The following is a 22,368-nucleotide window of genomic DNA, read 5'->3' on the forward strand; positions in this document are numbered from 1 at the left end:
TGGGGGCATGATGTGGCCTTGCAATTTGACTCAACGGAGGAAACCAAGTGTATTCTACATTGTATATTGCCGAGTTGGAAACAACCCCTGTCATGGTGGCCGCAACCAGGCGGCGGCACCCGGATTGTGAGGCGGCATGACCAGTTCACACAGTGAAACAGATGGGATGACGACGTTGCCTCCGGCCGTGCTGGAGGTCCGGGATCTGCGTATCGAGTTCCCGACACGCACGGGCACGCTGGTTGCCATCGACAATGTCTCCTTCGACATCGTCCAGGGCGAGATCCTCGGCGTGGTCGGCGAATCGGGTGCAGGAAAGTCGATGACCGGCAGCGCCCTGATCGGGCTTTTGCAGGCGCCGGGCCGCATCGCGGCGGGCAGCATCCGGCTGAGCGGGGAGCGCATCGACAACCTGCCTCCGCACCGCCAGCGCCAGATCCGCGGCCGGCGGATCGGCGCCATTTTCCAGGACCCGTTGACCAGCCTCGACCCCTTGTTCACCGTGGGGCGGCAGCTGACCGAGACCATCCGCACGCATTTTCCCAATCTGAATCGCGAGGGAGCGCGCCAGCGGGCGATTCGCCTTCTCACCGAAGTCGGCATCGCCGACCCCGTCAATCGTTTCGAACAATATCCGCATCAATTCTCCGGCGGCATGCGCCAGCGCATCGTCATTGCCCTGGCGCTGGCGGGGGAGCCCGAGCTGATCATCGCCGACGAACCGACGACGGCGCTCGACGTTTCGATTCAGGCCCAGATCCTGGCCCTGCTCAAGCGCCTGGCACGAGAGAAGAACACCGCCATCATGTTGGTTACCCATGACATGGGGGTGATTGCCGAGATCGCCGACCGCGTGGCGGTGATGTATGCCGGGCGAGTGGTCGAGATCGGCCCGGTGGAAGCGGTGGTGCATCGGCCCAACCATCCCTATGCGGCTGGCCTGATGGCTTCGATCCCATCGCTCAACCGGCAGGTCGAGCGCCTGGCGCAGATCGACGGGGCGATGCCGCGTCTGGGCAGTTGGCCCAAGGGCTGCGCCTTCCACCCGCGTTGCCAGCAGAGCGGTCCGCGCTGCCAGGCCGAGAGTCCCCGGCTCGCCATTGCAGGCGCCACCGCGGCGGCCTGTTTCTTGCATCAAGGCGGTACAGCGCTCTGACGATCACGCGGGAGCGGCATCTCCCGCGCCGGGTAAGCTCGTCTCCAACGCTGCCATACAATATTGTATACTCGTTATAGTACAAATTTGTAGACGGCTGGTGCCGCTTATGGAATGATCGAAATGCCCGAACTGGATACGGGCAGGGGAATGGATCGTCTGCGAAGAACGGTGTCACCAGCCATTCGGAACGCAGCCGATCGCTTGGTGGCGAAGCGCGAGACAAAAATAAAGCCGCGCCGTCGTGACCGCCGACGAAGGACCGTTTAACCGGGAGATGGCCGTGAAGACCTATTTGAAGATCCTGCTGATCGCCTCGTGCGCCGTGCTGGCCACGGGAGCGGCCAGCGCCAAGACGCTGCGTTTCGCTGAAGCCCAGGAAATCAGTTCCATGGACCCGCATGCGGCGCGGGACGACTTCACGCTCAGCCTGCTCAGCAATGTCTATGAAGGATTGGTGCGCTGGAACCGCGACCTCAAGCTCGAGCCGGCTTTGGCCGAGAGCTGGGAGGCGGTTTCGGACACCGAGTGGCGGTTCCACCTGCGCAAGGGTGTCAAGTTCCACAATGGCGACCCCTTCACCGCCGACGACGTGATCTTCTCCTTCGAACGGGCGGGCGCGCCGGGCTCTCCCTTCGCCGGCCTGCTCGAGCCGATCGCCAAGATTACCAAGGTCGACGATCACACGGTGGTGGTTACGCTCAAGCGCAAATATGCGCTGCTGCTCAACGATTTCGCCGGCTGGTACATCCTGGACAAGAAATTCCAAGAATCGGTCGGTGCCACCAAGCCGATCGACCTGTCCTCCAACACCGGCGGCGCCATGACCACCCAGGGCATCGGCACCGGGCCGTTCAAGCTGGCCTCGCGCCAACCCGACATACGCACCGTGCTGGTCAAGAACGAGGACTGGTGGGACAAGCCGCAGCACAATCTCGACGAGATCGTCTATACGCCGATCACCAATGCCGCCACCCGCGTCGCCGCCCTCTTGTCGGGCGAGGTCGACTTCATCCGCAATGCACCGCCCCAGGATGTGGACCGCATCGCATCCACACCCGGCATGAAGATCATGCGCGCGCCGCACCTGCGCTCGATCTTCTTTGGCATGGACCAGCAGAGCAAGACATTGCCGGGCAGCGGCGTCGAGGGCAATCCGCTCGCCGATGTCAGGGTGCGCAAGGCGATCTACCAGGCCATCGACATCGAGGGCATCAAGCGCAGCATCATGCGCGGCAATTCGCGCCCGACGGCCGTGCCGCTCGCGCCCGAGCTTCCCTACTACGATGCCGGCCTGGACGTGCGCTTCCCCTATGACGTCGCCGCCGCCAAGGCGTTGCTGGCGGAAGCGGGTTATGCCAAGGGCTTTACCCTGCCGATGGATTGCCCGGCCGGTTCCTTCATCAATGACGAAAGGATCTGCCAGGCCACCGTCGGCATGCTCGCAAAGATCGGCATCAAGGTGCAGCTGACCATGCACACGCCGGTCCAGACCGACACCGAGCTGCCCGCCGGCAAATATTCCTTCTACATGCTGGGCTGGGCCGGCCTGCCCTCGATCGACGCCTACAACATCATGTCGGCGACGATCCATACGCCTACCGGCGATCTGGGCACCTGGAACCCCAAGGGCTATTCCAACCCCAAGGTGGACAAGCTGATCGAACAGATCGGCACCGAATACGACCCGGCCAAGCGCCAGGCCATGATCTCGGAAGTGGTGAAGATCCATCGCGACGAAGTCGGCAAGATCATGCTGCACCAGCAGTTCCTGACCTGGGGCATGAGCGACAAGGTCAATGCCGTCGTGCCCGCCGACGAGTATACGCGCTTCTGGTACTACACCATGAACTAGGGCTGCGAGCCGGCCTGTGCCGGCGACGCCATGCCCTCAGTCTTCGCTTGCCGCATGATGTTTTCTCCGGGTCCCCCGAAACTGTCCGGCGTCATGCGCAAACGGAGGGGCGGTTTCTCCCACCGCCCCTCCGCAGGTCCCGTGGGGTGTGACCGCATTTCAGCTTATTCACTCTGATGAGGTCGCTCAGCCCCTCACCCATACCCTCTCCCCGTAAGAACGGGGCGAGGGGGCTTTGGCGGCGAGTTTCATGCCGGCGGCACGCCATCTCGCCCGACCGTCGGGCGAGATGAAGGGACTGAAGATCAATCGCAACGCTCGTGCCTCCTCGCCCCGTTCTTACGGGGAGAGGTAAGGTGAGGGGCAGCACAAACCGAGGGGCATTGCCGTTGAGTCGTAGCCTTTGCTCAACTTCTTGTTTTGACGCACTTTCTCGACCGGAGACTCCTTCGTCTCTTCTGGAAAATGCGCCAGGGATCGAGAGACCCTCATGATCTCCATGCTCGCAACCCGCCTCACCAGCGTCATCCTGGTCATGCTGGTCGTTACCGGGTTGTCCTTCTGCATCTTCAATTTCCTCGGCGACCCCGTGAACAATGTACTCGGCGTCAATGCCACCCTGGCCCAGCGCGAGGAATTGCGGGCTGCCCTCGGCCTCGACCAGCCGACGATCGTGCAATTCTGGCGTTTCATCGAACGGGCGGTGGTTGGTGATTTCGGCGTCTCCTACCGCAACCGGCAGCCCGTGCTCGATCTCATCCTCACCCGCTTGCCGGCGACGCTGGAACTGGTCTTCGCGGCGACCCTGACCGCCTTGGTGGTCGGCATTCCCATGGGGGTCTATACGGCGCTGAGGCCGCGCGGATGGTTGAGCCGCCTGTTCCAGATGGGCTCGCTCCTCGGCATTTCCATGCCGCAGTTCCTGATCGGCATGCTGCTGATCCTGGTCTTTTCGGTGGAGCTGCGCTGGCTGTCGGCCTTCGGGCGCGGCGACACGGTGCGGATCGGCTGGTGGACCACCGGTTTCCTCACGGTGAGCGGCCTCAAGGCCCTGATCATGCCCACCATCACGCTCGCCGTCTTCCAGGTCTCGATGATCATGCGCCTGATCCGCGGCGAGATGTTGGAGGTGCTGCGCTCCGATTTCATCAAGTTCGCCCGGGCCCGCGGCCTGTCGGACCGGGCTGTTCATCTCACCCATGGCCTGCGCAACAGCCTGTTGCCGGTGATCACCATCGTCGGCCTGCAAATCGGCTCGCTGATCGCCTTCGCCATCGTGGTCGAGGCGGTGTTCCAATGGCCCGGCATGGGTCTCCTGATCCTGCAGGCGATCGAGTTTGCGGATTTTCCGGTGATGGCAGCCTATCTCGCCTTCGTCGGTTTCAGCTTCGTGCTGATCAACCTGATCGTCGACCTGACCTATCTCCTGGTCGATCCGAGATTGAGGGTGAAATGAGCCAGTTTGCCGCCATCGTCCGGACCATGGCCACCAGCGAACTCGCCTGGCGTTTTCGCACTTCGCCCGCGGTCATCATCGCCACCTTCATCCTCGGCCTGCTGATCCTGTGCGCCGTGGCCGCCAACCTGATCGCCCCGCATGACCCCTTCGATCCGGCCACGCTCGACATCATGGATGCACGCCTGCCCCCCGTCTGGTCGGAAGGCGGGAGCGTCCGCTACCTACTCGGCACCGACGAGCAGGGCAGGGACATTCTGTCGGCCATCTTCTACGGCATGCGCATATCGATCCTCGTCGGCGCCGCGGCCGTGCTGTTCTCGGTTACCATCGGGGTGACCCTCGGCTTGCTGGCCGGTTATTTCGGGGGCTGGATCGATGCCCTCATCATGCGCCTTGCCGATGTGCAGCTCTCCTTTCCAACCATCATGATCGCTTTCTTCATCGATGGGGTCGCCAAGATCGTGATGCCGGCGGCGTTGCGCGAAGACATGCGCTTCTATGTCGTCATCCTCGCCATCGGCGTCGCCGACTGGGTACAGTTCGCACGCACGGTGCGGGCCGCCACCATGATCGAGCGCCAGAAGGACTATGTGGCCGCGGCGCGCATCAGCAAGGTATCCAGCCTTCGCATCGTGCTCTCGCATATCCTGCCCAACACGATCGGGCCGGTGCTGGTGCTCGCTACGCTCGGGCTGGGCGTCGCCATCCTCACCGAGGCAATCCTGTCCTTCCTTGGCCTGGGCATGCCGCCTTCCCAGCCCTCGCTCGGTACGCTCATCCGCGCCGGCAACGATCTCCTGCTGTCGGGCGAATGGTGGATCTCCCTGTTCCCGGGGGCCGCGCTGGTGCTGCTCGTCCTCTCCGTCAACATCGTCGGCGACTGGTTGCGCGATGTCCTCAATCCTCGTCTTCGTTGATCCCTGTTTTGTCGATCATGGGCCCTGAAATGACCGATCTGCTTCTCACCGATGTCCGCCCGGATGCCAAGGAAAGCGCTGACATCCTGATCCGCGGCGGCAAGATCGCCGCCGTCGGCCGCGACCTGGCCCGGCCCGAAGGCGTGCCGCAGGTGGAGGGCAAGGGGGCCATCGCCATCGCGCCTTTCGTCGAAGCCCACGTCCATCTCGACAAGATCCTGTGGGGCCTGCCTTGGCACAGCATCAATGTGCCGCCCTCCTTGCGGGCCATGATCGACAATGAGGTCGCCATCCGCAAGGAGCTGCCCTGGGGCGTGCCCGAGCGCGCCGGCAATCTGATGCGGCGCTGCGTGGAGATGGGCTCGACCCATATCCGCAGCCATGTCGATATCTCCACCGCCTACAGGCTCGACAATCTGCACGGCGTGCTGGAGGCCTGGCAGAAGGTGAAGCATGCCGTCGGCCTGGAACTGGTCGCCTTCCCCCAGACCGGCCTGATGATCGATCCCGGTACCGCGGATCTGATGGAGGCTGCGCTGGACGAGGGCGCCTCGGTCATCGGTGGCATTGACCCGGCCACCATCGACGCTGATCCGAAGGGACATCTCGACACCATCTTCGACATCGCTAGCCGCAAGGGCGCCAAGATCGACATCCACCTGCATGAGCCAGGGGAACTGGGCCTGTTCGAGCTCGGCATGATCGCCGAGCGCACGCGCGCTCTCGGCATGCAGGGCCGCGTTGTCGTCAGCCACGCCTTCTGCCTCGGCGACGGCCCGGCGCACAAGGTGCAGCGCATGATCGATGTGCTGGCCGAAGCCGGAATCGGCATCATTTCCGCCGTACCGGGCGAGATTGGCTTCCCGCCGATGTTCGAGCTCGCGGCGCGCGGGGTGCGCTGTGCCGTTGCCTCCGATTCGCTGCGCGATACCTGGAACCCGCATGGCGATGGCGACATGCTCGACCGTTGCTGGCTCCTGGCCTACCGCACCCATTGCCGCACCGATGCCGAGCTGCTGCGGGCGCTCGACATGGGCACGCGCCGCGGTGCCGACCTGCTCGGGCTGGAAGGCTATGGGCTCGAGGCAGGCTGCGAAGGCAGCCTCGTGCTGATCGAGGGCGAGAACCTGGCGCAGATCCTGGTGGATCGCCCGCCGCGCGCGCTCGTGGTGAAGCGGGGCCGTGTCGTGGCCGCCGACAATCAATGGATCGATAGCGAGGCGCCATGAAGCAGGACAACGCCAGCCCGCTGCTCGAGGTCGCCGATCTCTCCAAGACCTTCGACGTCTCGGCGCCCTTCCTGCAGCGTGTGGTCACGCGCGCCGGCCGCAAGCTGGTCCGGGCCGTCGATGGCGTGAGCTTTTGGATTGAGCGTGGCACCACCTTTTCGATCGTGGGCGAGTCGGGCTGCGGCAAATCCACCATTACGCGCCTGATCGCCGGTCTCGATGCGCCGAGCGCGGGTCGTATCGACTTCGTCGGCGTCGGTGGCAAGGCGGTGCGGTTGCAGATGGTGTTCCAGGATCCGGTCGGCAGCCTCAATCCGCGCTGGCGCATCGGCCGCAGCATCGCCGAGCCGATGCGGCATCTGCCGGGCGCCGAGCGCCGGCGCCGGGTCGGTGAACTCCTGGCGACCGTCGGGATGGCGCCCGGTGACGGCACCAAATATCCGCATGAGTTTTCCGGCGGCCAGCGCCAGCGCATCTCCATCGCCCGCGCCCTTGCCGCCGAGGCCGAATTGCTGCTGCTGGACGAGCCGACCTCCGCCCTTGACGTCTCCGTCCAGGCGCAGGTGCTCAACCTGCTCAAGGACCTGCAGCAGCGCCTCGGCCTGACCTATCTGTTCATCAGCCACAATCTGTCGGTGGTGCGCTTTCTCACCGACCGCATCGGTGTGATGTATCTCGGCCGCCTGGTGGAGGAGGGGCCGGGCCGCACCGTGTTCGACACGCCGCGCCATCCCTATACGCGGCTGCTGCTGGAGACGATCCCCGATATCGAAAATCCCAACCGGGATCGCGCGCCCCTGGCCGGGGATCTGCCCAGCCCGCTCAATCCCCCTTCGGGCTGCGCCTTCCACCCGCGTTGTCCGCTGGTGATGGAGATGTGCAAGCGCGAACGGCCCGAGATGCGGACGGTCGAGGGTGACGTGCGTGTCGCCTGCCACGCAGCATGATGGAAGTCCGGTAGCTGCGCCGCTGCCCTCATCGAACCGTCTTTGCCCAGCCATCCTGCAGAGGCAGTGCCCCCGCGAGCAGTGACTTCGAACAACAAGTGCCTGCACCAACATTGACTTTTTGGGCGTAGCTGTCGGAACGTTGTGCGGTGGCAACGCATTCTATGGTCATGGTGCGGTGCTCAGGCCGACTGCGAACCACCGCGAGTCCGCCAGAAGCTCCATTGGCTTTGAAAGCGAAAGGACAAGCAATGGCGATTGCCAAGAACACGATCTGCGTGTGGTACGACAAGGACGCGGAGGCTGCGGCCCGCTTCTACGCCGAGACCTTTCCTGACAGCAACGTGCATGCCGTCCATTGCGCTCCCGGCGACTATCCGTCGGGCAAGGAGGGCGACGTACTGACGGTCGAATTCACCGTTGCCGGCATCCCCTGTCTTGGCCTCAATGGCGGGCCCGCATTCAAGCATAGCGAGGCCTTTTCCTTCCAGATCGCCACGGATGACCAAGAGGAGACCGACCGTTACTGGAACGCCATCGTCGGCAATGGCGGCCAGGAAAGTGCGTGCGGCTGGTGCAAGGACAAATGGGGCATCTCCTGGCAGATCACGCCCCGCGCCTTGACCGAGGCGATAGCCGCCGGCGGTGCGGAAGCAAAACGCGCGTTCGACGCGATGATGGCGATGAGGAAGATCGACGTCGCGGCGATCGAGGCGGCTCGTCGAGGCTGACGATGCCGCCAATTCGGCAGCGTCGGGATCGATGAGGTCGCTCCCTGGGAGACCAGGGCGGCCTCGGACACCCGGCCGATGCATTGCAAGGCCACTTGCACGGTGTCGGTGGTGGTCGCAACATTGCCATCACTGTGCCATCCACTTCACCCTCGCGCGGCGAAGGCCGGGGTAACCGCTGCGGCTGGCAGGCAAGCCCTTCGATTGCGGCTGCGGCGCGATCGAATGCTCACCGGACGTGATCACTTCGGAACCAAGTTGTTCAACGTCGGTTCCAACAGGGAGGATCAATGCTTCGAGCGGGCAAAGGCGGTGGGGATGGCGACAAGCCGCAAGAAACAGACAGGCAAGGCAAAGCGGTCGCACCTGATGCAGGCCATGGCCGAGCCATTGCTGCACGACGACGAAGCAGAGAGCTTCGTGCAACAGGCCATCCACGACCTGGCTGCCTGCGATGTTCCGTTTCTGGTGGCCGGCACCTTTGCCGTCAGCGCCTATACCGGCATCACCCGCCTGACCAAGGATCTGGACATTTTCTGCAAGGCGGGGGATGCCCAGCGCCTGCTCGCCTATTTCCAGGCCGAGAACTATGCCGTCGAGATCGAGGATGATCGCTGGCTCGGCAAGGTTTTCAAGGGCAAGAAGTTCTTCGACGTCATTTTTGCCTCGCCGAACGGCACGATGCCGGTGGGAGACGACTGGTTCGAGCAGGGACGCCAGATCCATCTTTATGATTGCAAGGTCGGCATCGTCGGACCGACCGATCTCATCTGGTCCAAATGTTTCGTGCAGATGCGCCATCGCTATGACGGCGCCGACGTGGTCCATCTCATCCTCAAGACGCATGCGCAGATCGACTGGCAGCGCCTGCTTGCGCATATGGAGGTGCATTGGGAGGTGCTCCTGATGCACCTGCTCAATTTCCGCTGGATCTATCCATCAGAGCGCGACGTCGTTCCGGCCTGGCTGTTGACGGAATTGCTTGAGCGGCTCGCTGCACAGCGGCAATTGCCGCCCCCACAGATGAAGATCTGCCGGGGCCGCATGTATTCACGCATAGACTTTGAGATCGACGTCAAGGAATGGGGGTTTGCCGATGTGGGCGGTGAGGGGGACCGCCGCGCTTCCAAGGGACACAGAAGCGATGAATGACAGGCCAAAAAGCATCAAGGTGGCTGCCCTGGCCGACCTGCATGTCAAGGATACGCCGGAAGAGTCCTACCGCGATCTCTTCAAGGAGATTTCGGAGGCGGCGGATGTGCTGGTGCTGGCCGGCGACCTCACCGATCTCGGCAAGCCGAAACAGGCCGAGCATCTTGCCGCTGACCTCACCGCCTGCAGCATTCCCGTGGTCGCCGTGCTCGGCAATCACGACTATGAGGGAGGTGAGACGGACAGGCTGGCTGCCATTCTGGAAGCGGCAAAGGTGCATCTGCTCGACGGCCGTCATGTCGAGATCGAAGGTGTCGGCTTCGTCGGTGTGAAGGGATTTGCAGGTGGCTTCGGGCGCTTCATGCTGAGCTCGTTCGGCGAGCCCGCCATCAAGGCCATGGTGGCCGAGGGCATCGACCAGGCGATGCGCCTGGAGAATGCCATGCGCCAGGTTCGCGCCGATCGGGCGGTGGTGGTGCTTCACTACGCCCCCATCGTCGAGACGGTCGCCGGCGAGCCCCCTGAAATCTATCCCTTCCTGGGTTCCTCGCGGCTCGCCGAAACCATCGATCGCTTCGAGGTCAGCGCCGTGGTCCATGGCCATGCCCATCGTGGTGCCTATCAGGGCAAGACGCCGCGAGGCGCGCCCGTCTACAATGTGGCTGCCCATATCGAAAAGCCGACGGGCCGGCCCTACGCCTTGCTCGAGATCTGAATGCGACGGTACCTCTATCGCAGGATCGGTTTCAGTTGCGCCTGCACGGCCAGCAGGGCCGGCAAATAGCGGCTGGTCAGATCCGCCACCGGGCCGGAAGCCGGCAGGCCGGTGTTGAGCGCCGCGATCACGCGGCCGCGTACATTCAGGAGAGGCACCGCAACGGAGCGCAATCCTTCCTCCACCTCCTGGTCGATGGCGGCATAGCCCTGGGCCCTGACCCGCACCAGTTCGGCGACGACAGCCTCGGGATCGGTCAGTGTGCGCGAGGTGCGCGCCGGCAGCGTATCCGTACCCAGTATCGCCCGTGCTTCCGATTCCGGCAGGCCGGCGAGCAGCACCCGCCCCATCGAGGTGCAATAGGCCGGCAGGCGCGAGCCGGGCATCAGCACCACCGACATCACCTTTCTCTGTGCGGCGCGGGCGACATAGACGATCTCGCTGCCGTCGAGGATGGAGACCGACGAGCTTTCCCCGATCTCTTCTGACAGTCTGTCCAGCATCGGCTGCACGATCTGCGGCAGCGGCATGGTCGCGAGGCAGGCCGTACCGAGCCGCAGGATGCGCGGCGTCAGGGTGAAAAATTTGCCGTCGTAATCGGCATAGCCCTGATAAGCGAGCGTCAGCAGGCAGCGCCGGGCCGTGGCCCGGTCCAATCCCGAGGCGGCCGAGACTTCGGCAATGGATTGGCGCGGGCGTTCGGCGGTGAAGGTCTCGATCACCGCCAGTCCTTTGGCCAACCCTCCCATGATGTCGCGTTCGCTGATCGCCATCCGTTTTCTTCGTGCGATATGTCAACAAATAATATCATATCGCACAAACTGGATTTACGGAATGCGCTATCGCGCTTAATCCTGCGCCTCCAGATCGCGTTGGCCCATGGATGGATTGAGATGGACAAGACAGTCGCGAACCTCGCCAGCGCCGTGGCTGAGATCGAGGACGGAACGACCGTGATGATCGGAGGCTTCGGCGGCGCCGGTTCGCCGATCGAGCTGATCCATGCACTGATCGACCGCTATCGCGCCACGGGGCATCCCAGGGACCTGACGGTGGTGAGCAACAATGCCGGCAACGGGCATGTCGGTCTCGCCGCGCTGATCGAGGCGGGCATGGTGCGCAAGCTGATCTGCTCCTTCCCGCGCTCGGCGGATCCGGTGGTGTTCACGCAGCTTTACCTTGCCGGCGAGATCGAGCTGGAACTCGTGCCGCAAGGCACGCTGGCTGAACGCATCCGCGCCGGCGGCGCCGGCATCCCTGCCTTCTATACGCCAACCAGCTTTGGCACCGATCTGGCGGCGGGCAAGCCGGTGGCGGAATTCGAGGGACGTTCCTATGTGCGCGAGCGCTGGCTCAAGGCCGATGTCGCGCTGGTGAAGGCCGAATTGGCCGATCCCTATGGCAATCTGACCTACCGGATGGCGGCGCGGAACTTCAACCCGCTGATGTGCATGGCCGCGGCCGTGACCATCGTGCAGGCCAGCCGCATCGTGCCGGCGGGCGAGATCGATCCCGAGGCGGTGGTCACCCCCGGCATCTTCGTCCAGAAGATCGTCGAAGTGCCCCATCCGCATCAGGAAGAAGACCTGAATCGCGCCAATGCCGCCTATCCGCTGGAGGCCTGAGATGAGCAGATTGTCGAGCAACCAGATTGCATGGCGCGCAGCGCAGGACATCGCCGATGGCGCCTATGTCAATCTCGGTATCGGTCTTCCCGAGAAAGTGGCCCAGTATCAGCCTGCCGGGCGCGAGGCGATCTTTCACACCGAGAACGGTATCCTGAACTTCGGCGAGAGCCCGGCAGAGGGGGAAGAAGACTGGGATCTTATCAATGCGGGCAAGAAAGCGGTGACGCTGAAGCCGGGGGCTGCCTTCTTCCACCATGCCGATAGCTTTGCCATGGTACGGGGCGGCCATCTCGACGTGGCCATCCTCGGTGCCTATCAGGTCGCCCAGACCGGTGACCTCGCCAATTGGTCGACCGGGCCGAAGGGTATGCCCGCCGTAGGTGGCGCCATGGACCTGGTGCATGGCGCAAAGCGCGTCGCCGTCATTACCGATCACGCGACCAGGGACGGCCAGCCCAAGCTGCTCGAACGATGCACCCTGCCGCTGACCGGGGTGGGCTGCGTTACCCGGGTCTATACCAGCCTCGCCGTTGTTGACATCGAAGGTGGTCGGTTCGTGCTGCGCGAGAAATTGCCCTCTCTTTCAATCGGCCAATTGCAGGCCGTGACAGGGGCTCAGCTCCATGTATCCGGTCCGATTGTCGATCTCGTCGTTCCGGAGCTATGACATGACCGAGGTTGTCATCTGCGACTATGTCCGCACCCCAATCGGCAGTTTCGGTGGTGCGCTGGCGTCGGTTCGGGCCGACGATCTCGGTGCCGCGCCGCTGAAGGCACTGATGGCCCGCAATGCTGGCGTGGACTGGCGCGATGTCGACGACGTGATCTTCGGCTGCGCCAATCAGGCAGGTGAGGACAATCGCAATGTTGCCCGCATGTCGCTTCTCCTGGCGGGGCTTCCTCTCACGGTTCCCGGCACCACCATCAACCGGCTCTGCGGCTCGGGCATGGATGCCGTCCTTGCCGCGGCCCGTGCCATCAAGGCCGGCGAGGCCGGTTTGATGATTGCCGGCGGCGTCGAATCCATGTCGCGCGCGCCCTTCGTCATGCCCAAGGCGGACAGCGCCTTTTCGCGCCATGCCGAAATCCACGACACCACCATCGGCTGGCGTTTCGTCAATCCGGCGATGCACAAGGCCTATGGCACCGACTCCATGCCGCAGACCGGCCAGAACGTCGCAGGTGATTTCGGCGTGTCCCGCGAGGCGCAGGACGTCATGGCGCTGGCCTCGCAGCAAAAAGCCGCTTCTGCGCAGGCCAATGGGCGGCTGGCGCAGGAAATCGTGCCGGTCACGATTCCACAGCGCAAGGGCGATCCGGTGGTGATGGACCGGGACGAGCATCCCCGTGCCACCACGCTGGAATCTCTCGCCAAGCTCAGGCCGCTGTTCGAGGGGGGCTCGGTCACGGCGGGCAATGCTTCGGGCGTGAATGACGGCGCTGCCGCGCTGATCCTGGCCTCGGAAGCGGCGGCGAAAGCCCATGGCCTGGCCCCGATTGCCCGCGTCCTGGGCGGTGCGATGGCCGGCGTGCCGCCGCGGATCATGGGGATCGGCCCGGCGCCGGCCTCGCAAAAGCTCATGACGCGGCTGGGGCTGACACAGGGTGATTTCGACGTGATCGAACTCAACGAAGCCTTTGCCGCGCAGGGGCTTGCCACACTGCGCGAACTCGGCATTGCCGATGACGATCCGCGTGTGAACCCGAATGGCGGCGCCATCGCGCTTGGTCATCCGCTCGGCATGTCCGGGGCTCGCATCACCGGAACGGCGGCGCTGGAATTGGCCCACAAGGGCGGCGGGCGCTCGCTCTCGACCATGTGCATCGGCGTCGGGCAGGGCATCGCCATCGCGCTCGAGCGCGTGTGAATCCCGCCTTTCCCAATCGCGATTACGCCGCATCCACTTGCAGGAACGACAGCACCTCCGCCACGAACTCCTGCGGGAACTCGATATTGCTGAGGTGAACGGCGGGCAACACCTTCAGCCGGGCGCCGGGGATGGTGTTGGCGATCTCTTCGCTCTTGCCGAGAGAGGTGACCGTGTCGAACTCACCGGCAATGACCAGCGTGGGGGCTGCGATCAGGGCGATGGGGCGGCGTAGGTCGGCATCGCGCACTGCTGCCCAGTTGCCGGCAAGACCCTGCCGCGAGGTGTTCAGCAGCATCTCCCGGAAGGTTCGAATGACCGGCCCATTCGCCTCGATCATGGCCTTCGGAAACCAGTTGCCGATGAAGGTTTCCGCAGTCTCCTTCATATCCGGCGCGGCAAGTACGGCGGCGATGGCCTTGTCGAAATAGGCTGTGGGGCCGAGATGGGCGGCCGTGTTGCTCAACACCAGGCGCTCGATGCGCTCCGGCGCATGGATGGCGAGCCACTGGCCGACGAAGCCGCCCAGGGATAGGCCGAGGAAATGCGCGCGCTCGATGCCGAGCCAATCCATCAGCTCGAGCACGTCGCGGCCGAGCCGGCCGTCTGAATAGGCGCCGGGCGATACCTCCGAGGCGCCGTGGCCGCGAAAATCATAGCGAATGACCCGAAAATGTTTCGACAGCTGCGGGATCTGCAGATCCCACATATGCAGGGTCGTGCCAATGGAATTAGACAGGATGAGAGCCGGGCGATCTTCCGGGCCGTCCACCTTGTAGGCGATCTTGACGCCGTCTCCCGTGGTCAGGAACGACAGGGTTGCCGGCTCCTCAGGATCCGGCGTGGCCAGCCGGGCAATAGCGTTGGTCATAGCGTGCACCTTTTCATGCTGTGCTCTTTCCGGCGGCAGCGCCGGGATCGAGAGCCGCGCTCCTCGTTGGACGTTTCGAAATTAGGGCCGCAGAATTTCAATAAAAATTGAAAAGATTTTACAATCTTTGTAATAATAATTGGCAATGCAAGCCTTCACGCTCCAGGAAATCCAGTGCTTCGATGCCGTGGTCCGCGAAGGCGGCTTCCAGGCTGCGGCCGCCGCGCTCCACCGTTCGCATGCGGCGATATTCGCGGCGATCGCCAAGCTGGAGACCAATCTCGGCGTCCTCCTGCTCGACCGCAGCGGCTATCGCGTAACCCTGACCGAGGCCGGCCGCTCGTTCCACCGCAAGGCCCAGTCCTTGCTCGGCGAAATGGAGGCGCTGCGCATACATGCCCGCCAGCTTGCAATGGGCGAAGAGACGCATGTGCGCGTCATTCTCGGCGACACCTGCCCCCTGCATGAAGGCCTGCAACTGCTGGGCGGCTTCTTCTCGCAATGCCCGCAGACACGACTGGACCTCCATTTCGAGACGATCGGCGGCCCATCGGAACGGCTTTTGGAGGATGAGGCCGATCTGATCCTGCATTGGGTCGAAAAGGCCGATCCCCGCCTGGAATGGATCGACCTGGGCAAGGTGTCGTTCGTGCCGGTGGTTGCCCCGCGGTTTCTGCCGTTCGAGCTCACGCGCCGGATCTCACCGGATCAAATGCGCGGGCTCACCCAATGCATCATCCGCGATACGACGCGAGCGGCCGCGAAGGTCAATTTCTACGTCTTGGAGGGGGCACCGCAATGCACGGTCGCCGATCACGCGATGAAGAAGGAGGTCATCCTTCGCGGCATGGCCTGGGGACATCTGCCGCGCTTCATGATCGAGCAGGAATTGCGGGATGGACGCCTTCTCTCCATCGCCGGCGCCTCCTTTCCGGGTGTTGAAACCGAGCTGGTCGCCGCGCGACGGCGTGATCGCCCGCACGGTCCCGTCGCCAACCGCCTTTGGGACTATATCGGCGTCCACGCACCTGCCTTGTGGACGAGCTAAAGCGTTGTCGCAATTCTTGACGGTTCCATCAAAATTCAAAACGCTTCAGGCTGATTCCTCGTATCGCGATAGGTTCCGGTTCAGAACCTCCAGGATCCTGTCCCTGGCCGGATCGCGTGCGCCCTTCAGCCAGGCCACTGAAAGCGGCAGCTTGTTGGTCATCGCGCCCGGCTCGATGGCAAGGGGCACGTAGACGACGCCGCTGACCGCGAGGCGGGCGGTCCATTGGGGGACGATGGCAATACCGATCCGCGCCGCCACGAGATTGACGATGGTCTGCTTTTCATCCGCCAATTGCGCGATCCTGGCCTGCAGGCCGGCTTCGGTGAACAGCTTGATGGTGAGGTCGTGGCTGTGGGGGCGGGATCGCCGCTCCGGAACGATGAGCGGCTCGTCCTCGAGCTCGCGGATCGCGACATGGGGCCGCTCCGCCAAGCGGTGATGGACCGACATCGCCACCACCGCGGTTTCGTGAAACAGCCGGACGGTCTTGATGCGGTGGTCCACCGCATCGGGCGGGCGAATGAAGGCGAGATCGATGCGTCCGGACAGCAGCCTTGGTAGCAGCCGGATGGTCTTGTCCTCGATGAGCTGGGTTGCCATGTCCGGATGAACAGCTCGAAGGTCCTGGAGAAGCGTCGGCAGGAGGCCGGCGGCGGCGCTGTCGATCGCACCGATCCTCAGCGGTTTGGCCGAGTTCCCGCCCATCGCCCTGAAGCGGGCCACAATGCCGTCGGATTGCTCGAGGAGTTGGCGCGCCTGCGGCAGGAGCGTTGTGCCCTCGCTGGTCAAGCCGACATTGCGCGTCGTGCGCAGCAGCAATTGCGTGCCCAGCGATTCCTCCAGAAGCCGGATATGCCGGCCCAATGAGGCCGGCAGCATGCCGAGCTTTTGCGCGGCCCGGCCGAAATGCAGTTCCTCCGCCACCATGGCGAAACACCGGAGTTGGCCGAGTTCCACGATCCTCCCCCAATTATACAAATAAATTATATAATCTTGGATGCATTGAAGTCCAGGGCTCCTCCGCGGAAAAACGATGAACAAGCGCAGCAGAAGCGCTCCGCAAAAAATGGGAGGAGATTGCCGTGGCAAGCGAGCTGGAAAGCCGTGTCTTACGCAAGATTTCATGGCGCATAGTGCCCTTCGTCATGCTGCTTTACTTCATTGCATTCCTCGACCGCGTGAATATCGGTTTTGCTGCACTGGAGATGAACAAGGAATTGGGCTTCTCCTCGACCATTTTCGGCCTGGGTGCCGGCATCTTCTTCCTCGGTTATTTTCTGTTCGAGGTGCCGTCCAATCTCATCCTCAACAAGGTCGGCGCACGCATCTGGATCGCGCGGGTGATGATCACCTGGGGCGTCATTTCCGGCCTGATGGCCTGCGTGCAGGGAGTGACGGATTTCTACATCCTTCGCTTCCTGCTTGGCGTCGCCGAAGCCGGTTTCTTCCCGGGCATCATCCTCTATCTGAGCTTCTGGTTCCCCGCCCGCCGCCGCGCCGCCGTCACGGCGATCTTCATGGCGGCGGCTCCCCTGTCCACGGCGCTGGGGTCACCAATATCCGGGATGCTCCTGGAAATGCACGGGCTGATGGGTCTGGCCGGATGGCAGTGGATGTTCCTGATCGAAGCTGCACCGGCGCTGGTCTTCGGCATCATCGTGCTGTTCTATCTCACCGATCGCCCGGAGAAGGCGAAATGGCTGACGGAGGAGGAGCGCGCCTGGCTGGTTGCTACCATGGCGGACGAGCAGAAGGCCAAGGGGCCCAGGGCCAGCCACGGTATCTGGGCGGGTCTGGCCGATATCCGCGTCCTTGCCCTTGCTCTGGTCTATTTCGGCACTTCCGCAGGTCTGTATACGCTTGGCATCTGGGCGCCCCAGATCATCAAGGAATTCGGCCTGACATCGCTGCAGGTCGGCTTCCTCAACGCCATACCGGCCGTGATGGCCGTCATCGCCATGGTGTTCTGGGCCCGTCATTCCGACCGGACCGGCGAACGCACCTGGCATGTCGTCTTCGCCTGCCTGCTGGCGGCGGCCGGCCTTGCCTTCGCTTCAGGTGCCAGCGGGATCGTCACCGTCCTGATCGCCCTGACGCTGGTCAATATCGGCATCAGCTGCTCGAAGCCGCCGCTGTGGAGCATGCCGACCCTGTTCCTCTCCGGCCCGGCCGCGGCAGCCGGCATCGCCACGATCAACTCCATCGGCAATCTCGGCGGCTTCGTCGGCCCCTCGATGATCGGCTGGATCAAGGACGTGACGGGCGGATTTGCCGGAGGGCTCTATTTCGTCGCCGGGCTTCTGGTGCTGTCGGCCGTGCTGACCCTGGTCCTCGCCCGTTCCGCCACCAGCACCCCAGATACTGCCAACACCAGCGCTGTCCGCCAGCATAGCTGATCCCTCTTTTTCCCCTGGAGCATAGAAGATGCGCGAATATTCCATCGCCGCCATTCCCGCAGATGGCATCGGCCCCGAAGTCATCGCCGCCGGCACCACGGTGCTGGCTGCGCTCGAAAGGCGCGACGGCAGGCTGAAGTTCAACATCGAGAATTTCGACTGGGGCTCCGACCACTATAAGAAGCACGGCGTGATGATGCCGGCTGACGGGCTGTCCAAGCTCAAGAAATTCGATGCCATCTATTTCGGCGCGGTCGGTGCGCCCGACGTCCCCGATCACATCACGCTGTGGGGGCTGCGCCTGCCGATCTGCCAGGGCTTCGACCAATATGCCAATGTCCGGCCGACCAAGATCCTGCCGGGCATCACCTCGCCCTTGCGCCATTGCGGGCCCGGTGATCTCGATTGGGTCATCGTGCGCGAAAACTCCGAGGGGGAATATTCCGGGCATGGCGGCCGCGCCCATAGGGGGCTTCCCGAGGAGGTCGGTACGGAAGTCGCGATCTTCACCCGCGTCGGCGTTACCCGCATCATGCGCTATGCCTTCAAGCTGGCCCAATCACGGCCGCGCAAGTTCCTGACGGTCGTCACCAAGTCGAATGCGCAGCGCCACGGCATGGTGATGTGGGACGAGATCGCCGCCGAGGTCGCCGGGGAGTTTCCGGACGTGAGTTGGGACAAGATGCTGGTCGACGCCATGACGGTGCGCATGACCCTCAATCCCAAGAGCCTCGACACCATCGTCGCCACCAACCTCCACGCCGATATTCTCTCCGATCTCGCCGGCGCGCTGGCCGGCAGCCTCGGCGTGGCGCCGACGGGCAATATCGATCCGGAGCGGCGTTTCCCCTCGATGTTCGAGCCGATCCACGGCTCGGCCTTCGACATCACCGGCAAGGGCATCGCTAATCCCGTGGCGACGTTCTGGACGGCCGCCCAGATGCTCGACCATCTCGGGGAGGCGGATGTCTCCGCCAGGCTGATGCGGGCAGTGGAAAGGGTGACGGGCTCAGGCATTCTGACGCCCGACGTCGGCGGCACGGCCACCACCAAGGAGGTCACTGATGCGGTCGTCGACGCGATCCATTCGTCCAATCTCTGAGCAAGTCGGCGATGGCGTCGCGAGATCTGCCAGTCTTTGCGGTCGCGACAAAAAAGCGAACCAGGGAGCAGGACAGATGAAAGTACCGGGGCTTTCGACTCGATTGAATCGTCGAGATATTCTGGCCGGTGCGGGTGCAACGATGCTCGCAATGGCTCTGGACAGGAAAGATGCCGTGGCGGCTGAAGCTCTTGAAGGCGTGAAGGCGCTGACCTTCGACGTGCAGGGAACCTGCGTCGATTTCTACCAGCCTATCCAGCGCATGGGAGCGAGCCTCAACCGCGCCAAGGCCATCGAAGTGGATTGGGCGCGCCTGTCGGCCGAATGGCGCGATCTCTATCGCCGCACGCTCGACGAGGTCATCGCCGGGCAGCGGCCGTGGATACGGGTGGATGCGATCTATCGTCAGGCCCTCGATGTCCTGCTGGAGCGCCATGCCTTGTCGGCGCGTTTTTCGATTGCGGAGCGCGACGAGCTCAACCTGGTCTGGACGAAGCTCGATGCCTGGCCCGACAGCGTCGCGGGGCTCGACCGGCTCGGGCGCAAATTCGTGACTTCGACCTTGTCGAATGCCGGCATGGCCGCGGTAGTCGCTGTAGTCAGGCATGCCGGCCTGCCCTTCGACGCGGTGCTGACCGCGGAGCTGGCCCGCAGCTACAAGCCTGCCCCGGCCGTCTATCAGCTCGCCGTCGACTATCTCGGTTACCGGCCCGACCAGATCATGATGGTCGCATGCCACAAATACGACCTCAAGGCAGCCAGGGCCTTCGGCATGCGGACCGCCTTCGTGGCGCGGCCGCAGGAGTTCGGACCGGAGGCCCGGCCTGACACGGCGCCCGAGCCTTGGTTCGACGTCCATGCCGGCAGCTTTACCGAATTGGCCGACAAGCTCGGCGCCTGAAAAATTCAGGCGAGGGCAGATCGGGCAGCCTGGCGCCGCTGGCGGCGCCATTCGAGCAGGATGGCGAGCAAGGTATAGCCGATGGCGAGCGCCCACAGGCCCAGGAACTGAAACCGGACATCGTCGATCGAGGCACCCATCTCGACCACCTGGGTCATGCCGGTGATGGCCATGCTGCCGGGAATGAGCTGGGCCAGGGCGCGCAGGACAGGCGGCACCGCTTCGATCGGCCAGGAGAAGCCCGAGAGGAAGAAGAGCGGCATGCCGAGGGCCGCGGCCGTGAGCTGCACGGTCAGCGGCGAACGCAGCATCAGCCCGATCACCATGCCGAGTGCGCTGACCGACAGCACGAAGGGCAAGGCGAACAGTGCCATGGTGCCGAGGGTTCCCAGCCGGGGAATGTTGTAGAAATAGGGAAGCACGATGAAATAGAACGGCACCAGGAGCGCGGCCACGGTCAGATAGGCGGCGAGCTTGCCCAGAACCGTGGAGGTCGCGCCGACATTGGGCGCGCTCTGCCCGGCGACACCGGGCATGCCGGCGATGGTGGCGAGCAGGCAGACCGCGATCAACAGGGTCTGCTGCATGATGATGGTAAAGGCGCCCGGCAGCACATAGGTCGCATAGCCGCCCTGGGGATTGAACAGGGGAATGGAGACGAGCGGCATCGGGCTGGTTGCCGACGCCGCGACCGCCGGGTCGATGCCAAGCCCGATGAGGCGGGCCGTCTCGACTTCGGTGCCGAAAGCGCGGGCCACCGTATTCACGGCGCCAGCGACGCGTGAGTTGATCAGGAAATAGCTGGCATCGGAATAGAGGGAAATCGGCGAGGCGCGGCCATGCAGGAGGTCGCGCTCGAAATGAAGCGGGATCACCACCGCGCCGGAGAGCGTGCGTTTGAAGACTTCACGCTCGGCGGTGGCAAGGTTGGGCAGGGCCATCGCCACCGCGACATCCGAGGAGGCATCGAGCCGCCGTGCCAGTTCGCGGCTGGCGGTGGTGCCGTCGAGGTCCACCACCGCGATCGGCACGTCGCGCAGCGCCTCGTTGCGATAGGGTTGCGGATAATAGACCGCGTAGATCAGGGCGGCGACGAACAGGGTCGAGAAGATCGCCTTGAGCGCGAAGATGCGCCCTAATTCGTGTCTGAAGGCCTTGAGGATACCGCTCATGCCCGCGCCTCCGCGCGCGCTGCCAAGGCAGCCCGCTTTTCAGCTTGGGTATGGCGGCCCATAAGCTCCAGCTTGAGGCCGGCCAGCAGCGCCAGGCCGATGACGAAGGCGAGCAGGATCGCGATGGGGTGCAGCGACAGATCCGGCGGCGTGCCCCGCAGCGTCTGGTCTATGCGGGCAGTCAGGTACCAGGTTCCCGGCAGCCCGGCGCTCCACCAATAGGCAAAGGCGTTCATGCCCAGGCGTGGGAAGCCGATCCCCATATAGCCGAAGGCAGGGGAAACGATCAGTGTTGCCAGGCTGAGGGCGGAGGCGACAGGCTTGATGAACAAGGTCAGCACCAAGCCGTAGAACTGGCAGGCCAGAATATAGAGCGTGCCGGCCGCCAACAGCAGGAAGGGATTGCCGCGCAGCGGCAGGCCGAGGAGACCGAAAAGGATAGCGTCGCTAAGGCCGAGTACGCCGAGGAAGATCAGCGTATAGGGCAACATCTTGCCGGCCAGGGCCGGCCACAGGCCCTTGCCCAGCCGGCGCAGGATGCGCAGGCGATGGCGTGTTTGCGTATCGAGCCCGACGGCATAGACCGAGGACAGAACGATCACGATCTGCAGCACGGCCGGCAAGATGCAGGCGAGCAGGAAATGGGCGTAGTTCAGGGTCGGATTGAACAGGGCCTGCGTCTGCACGGGGATCGGCGTGATCGCCTGCTGGGCTGCTGCCGCCAGCGTGCCCCGGCTGGTTCGCAGCGAGATTCGCACAGCCCCCTCGACCGCGGGCACCGCATTGTTGACGCCGCGGGAGGCCAGGCCGCCGGGCGTCATCAGCTGATTGTTGTAGAAGAACACGACCTGAGGCTGGCGGCCGGCAAAGACATCGCGCTCCAGGTTCTTGGGCAGCATCAACAGGCCATAGATCTTGCCGGACTGGATGGCCCGCTTGCCTTCGCCGAGATCGGCGACGCGCATGCCGATCGCGGTATCGGGCGTGGCATCGACGGTGCGGATGACCTGGCGCGACAACTCGCTGCCGTCGAGATCGAGCACTGCGATCGGCAGGCGCGTCACCAGGCCCGCGCTGAAGGTCACCGACAGCACCGCGATCAAGATCAAGGGGATGATCGTGGTCAGGCACAGCAGGAAGGGGCGGCGGCGCAGCCAGGCGAATTCCCGGCAGAACACCAGCCAGAAGCCGGCTCTGATGCGGCCAACACCGGTCATC

The 22,368-nt window shown here is 63.8% G+C and carries 21 protein-coding genes; 16 read left to right on the top strand and 5 right to left on the bottom strand.

Annotation, left to right across the window (positions count from 1 at the left end; all coding sequences use genetic code 11):
* Window positions 1–166: 166 nt before the first annotated feature.
* The 9 genes from ACZYTC_RS24865 to ACZYTC_RS24905 all read left to right on the top strand — a co-directional run bounded on the left by ACZYTC_RS24865 (window position 167) and on the right by ACZYTC_RS24905 (window position 10,161).
* Window positions 167–1,156 (top strand): ABC transporter ATP-binding protein, encoded by a 990-nt coding sequence (locus tag ACZYTC_RS24865; protein ID WP_454818157.1) that lies wholly within the window; start codon window positions 167–169, stop codon window positions 1,154–1,156.
* A gap of 283 nt (window positions 1,157–1,439) precedes the next feature.
* The gene (locus ACZYTC_RS24870) at window positions 1,440–3,011 is read left to right on the top strand and encodes an ABC transporter substrate-binding protein (protein WP_488990808.1); all 1,572 of its coding nucleotides are present in this window, start codon (window positions 1,440–1,442) and stop codon (window positions 3,009–3,011) included.
* 490 nt (window positions 3,012–3,501) lie between these two features.
* The gene (locus tag ACZYTC_RS24875) at window positions 3,502–4,467 is read left to right on the top strand and encodes an ABC transporter permease (protein ID WP_434960924.1); all 966 of its coding nucleotides are present in this window, start codon (window positions 3,502–3,504) and stop codon (window positions 4,465–4,467) included.
* Window positions 4,464–5,387, top strand: coding sequence for an ABC transporter permease (locus ACZYTC_RS24880; RefSeq protein WP_434960923.1), 924 nt, complete (start codon window positions 4,464–4,466; stop codon window positions 5,385–5,387). Before ACZYTC_RS24875 ends, ACZYTC_RS24880 begins: the two co-directional genes overlap by 4 nt.
* A gap of 29 nt (window positions 5,388–5,416) precedes the next feature.
* Complete coding sequence (locus ACZYTC_RS24885) at window positions 5,417–6,616, top strand: amidohydrolase family protein (RefSeq protein WP_488990809.1); 1,200 nt, start codon at window positions 5,417–5,419, stop codon at window positions 6,614–6,616.
* Window positions 6,613–7,563 carry an ABC transporter ATP-binding protein gene (locus ACZYTC_RS24890; protein ID WP_488990810.1) on the top strand — a complete coding sequence of 317 codons (951 nt, stop codon included), beginning with the start codon at window positions 6,613–6,615 and terminating at the stop codon, window positions 7,561–7,563. The genes ACZYTC_RS24885 and ACZYTC_RS24890 overlap by 4 nt, the downstream gene beginning before the upstream one ends.
* 257 nt (window positions 7,564–7,820) lie before the next feature.
* On the top strand, window positions 7,821–8,294 hold the full coding sequence (locus ACZYTC_RS24895) for a VOC family protein (protein WP_454819317.1): 474 nt from the start codon (window positions 7,821–7,823) through the stop codon (window positions 8,292–8,294).
* A 318-nt stretch (window positions 8,295–8,612) separates the two neighbouring features.
* The gene (locus tag ACZYTC_RS24900; RefSeq protein ID WP_441773709.1) at window positions 8,613–9,446 is read left to right on the top strand and encodes a nucleotidyltransferase family protein; all 834 of its coding nucleotides are present in this window, start codon (window positions 8,613–8,615) and stop codon (window positions 9,444–9,446) included.
* Window positions 9,439–10,161, top strand: a complete 723-nt coding sequence (locus ACZYTC_RS24905; RefSeq protein ID WP_434960919.1) for a metallophosphoesterase family protein — start codon at window positions 9,439–9,441, stop codon at window positions 10,159–10,161. The genes ACZYTC_RS24900 and ACZYTC_RS24905 overlap by 8 nt, the downstream gene beginning before the upstream one ends.
* Before the next feature lie 14 nt (window positions 10,162–10,175).
* On the opposite strand, the gene ACZYTC_RS24910 is transcribed toward ACZYTC_RS24905, so the two are convergent.
* Window positions 10,176–10,934 (bottom strand): IclR family transcriptional regulator domain-containing protein, encoded by a 759-nt coding sequence (locus ACZYTC_RS24910; protein ID WP_441773710.1) that lies wholly within the window; start codon window positions 10,932–10,934, stop codon window positions 10,176–10,178.
* Window positions 10,935–11,054: 120 nt separating this feature from the next.
* On the opposite strand from ACZYTC_RS24910, the gene ACZYTC_RS24915 reads away from it, so the two are divergent.
* Genes ACZYTC_RS24915 through pcaF form a run of 3 tightly spaced genes read left to right on the top strand, consistent with a single transcriptional unit; the run spans window position 11,055 to window position 13,657 of the window.
* Complete coding sequence (locus ACZYTC_RS24915) at window positions 11,055–11,786, top strand: 3-oxoacid CoA-transferase subunit A (protein ID WP_488990811.1); 732 nt, start codon at window positions 11,055–11,057, stop codon at window positions 11,784–11,786.
* Window position 11,787: 1 nt separating this feature from the next.
* Window positions 11,788–12,456, top strand: a complete 669-nt coding sequence (locus ACZYTC_RS24920) for a 3-oxoacid CoA-transferase subunit B (protein ID WP_488990812.1) — start codon at window positions 11,788–11,790, stop codon at window positions 12,454–12,456.
* A gap of 1 nt (window position 12,457) precedes the next feature.
* On the top strand, window positions 12,458–13,657 hold the full coding sequence (pcaF, locus tag ACZYTC_RS24925) for a 3-oxoadipyl-CoA thiolase (RefSeq protein ID WP_488990813.1): 1,200 nt from the start codon (window positions 12,458–12,460) through the stop codon (window positions 13,655–13,657).
* A gap of 22 nt (window positions 13,658–13,679) precedes the next feature.
* On the opposite strand, the gene ACZYTC_RS24930 is transcribed toward pcaF, so the two are convergent.
* The gene (locus tag ACZYTC_RS24930) at window positions 13,680–14,528 is read right to left on the bottom strand and encodes an alpha/beta fold hydrolase (protein ID WP_488990814.1); all 849 of its coding nucleotides are present in this window, start codon (window positions 14,526–14,528) and stop codon (window positions 13,680–13,682) included.
* A gap of 145 nt (window positions 14,529–14,673) precedes the next feature.
* Between ACZYTC_RS24930 and ACZYTC_RS24935 the strand changes: the two genes are divergently transcribed.
* Window positions 14,674–15,576, top strand: a complete 903-nt coding sequence (locus ACZYTC_RS24935; protein ID WP_481271274.1) for a LysR family transcriptional regulator — start codon at window positions 14,674–14,676, stop codon at window positions 15,574–15,576.
* 45 nt (window positions 15,577–15,621) lie between these two features.
* On the opposite strand, the gene ACZYTC_RS24940 is transcribed toward ACZYTC_RS24935, so the two are convergent.
* Window positions 15,622–16,536: a LysR family transcriptional regulator gene (locus ACZYTC_RS24940; RefSeq protein ID WP_441773715.1), complete on the bottom strand. Its 915-nt coding sequence runs from the start codon at window positions 16,534–16,536 to the stop codon at window positions 15,622–15,624.
* Between the two features lie 125 nt (window positions 16,537–16,661).
* On the opposite strand from ACZYTC_RS24940, the gene ACZYTC_RS24945 reads away from it, so the two are divergent.
* From ACZYTC_RS24945 to ACZYTC_RS24955, 3 genes are all read left to right on the top strand, one after another.
* A complete protein-coding gene (locus tag ACZYTC_RS24945; protein ID WP_434960911.1) occupies window positions 16,662–17,975 on the top strand; it encodes an MFS transporter in 1,314 nt (437 codons plus the stop codon).
* 28 nt (window positions 17,976–18,003) lie between these two features.
* Window positions 18,004–19,077: a tartrate dehydrogenase gene (locus tag ACZYTC_RS24950; protein ID WP_488990815.1), complete on the top strand. Its 1,074-nt coding sequence runs from the start codon at window positions 18,004–18,006 to the stop codon at window positions 19,075–19,077.
* Between the two features lie 175 nt (window positions 19,078–19,252).
* Window positions 19,253–19,978, top strand: coding sequence for a haloacid dehalogenase type II (locus ACZYTC_RS24955; protein ID WP_434960909.1), 726 nt, complete (start codon window positions 19,253–19,255; stop codon window positions 19,976–19,978).
* 5 nt (window positions 19,979–19,983) lie between these two features.
* On the opposite strand, the gene ACZYTC_RS24960 is transcribed toward ACZYTC_RS24955, so the two are convergent.
* Together ACZYTC_RS24960 and ACZYTC_RS24965 are read right to left on the bottom strand one after the other, a co-directional pair.
* Window positions 19,984–21,150: an ABC transporter permease gene (locus ACZYTC_RS24960; RefSeq protein WP_488990816.1), complete on the bottom strand. Its 1,167-nt coding sequence runs from the start codon at window positions 21,148–21,150 to the stop codon at window positions 19,984–19,986.
* Complete coding sequence (locus ACZYTC_RS24965; RefSeq protein ID WP_434960907.1) at window positions 21,147–22,367, bottom strand: ABC transporter permease; 1,221 nt, start codon at window positions 22,365–22,367, stop codon at window positions 21,147–21,149. Before ACZYTC_RS24965 ends, ACZYTC_RS24960 begins: the two co-directional genes overlap by 4 nt.
* Between the last annotated feature and the right edge of the window lies 1 nt (window position 22,368).

This window comes from Labrys sp. F242 (assembly GCF_057813875.1).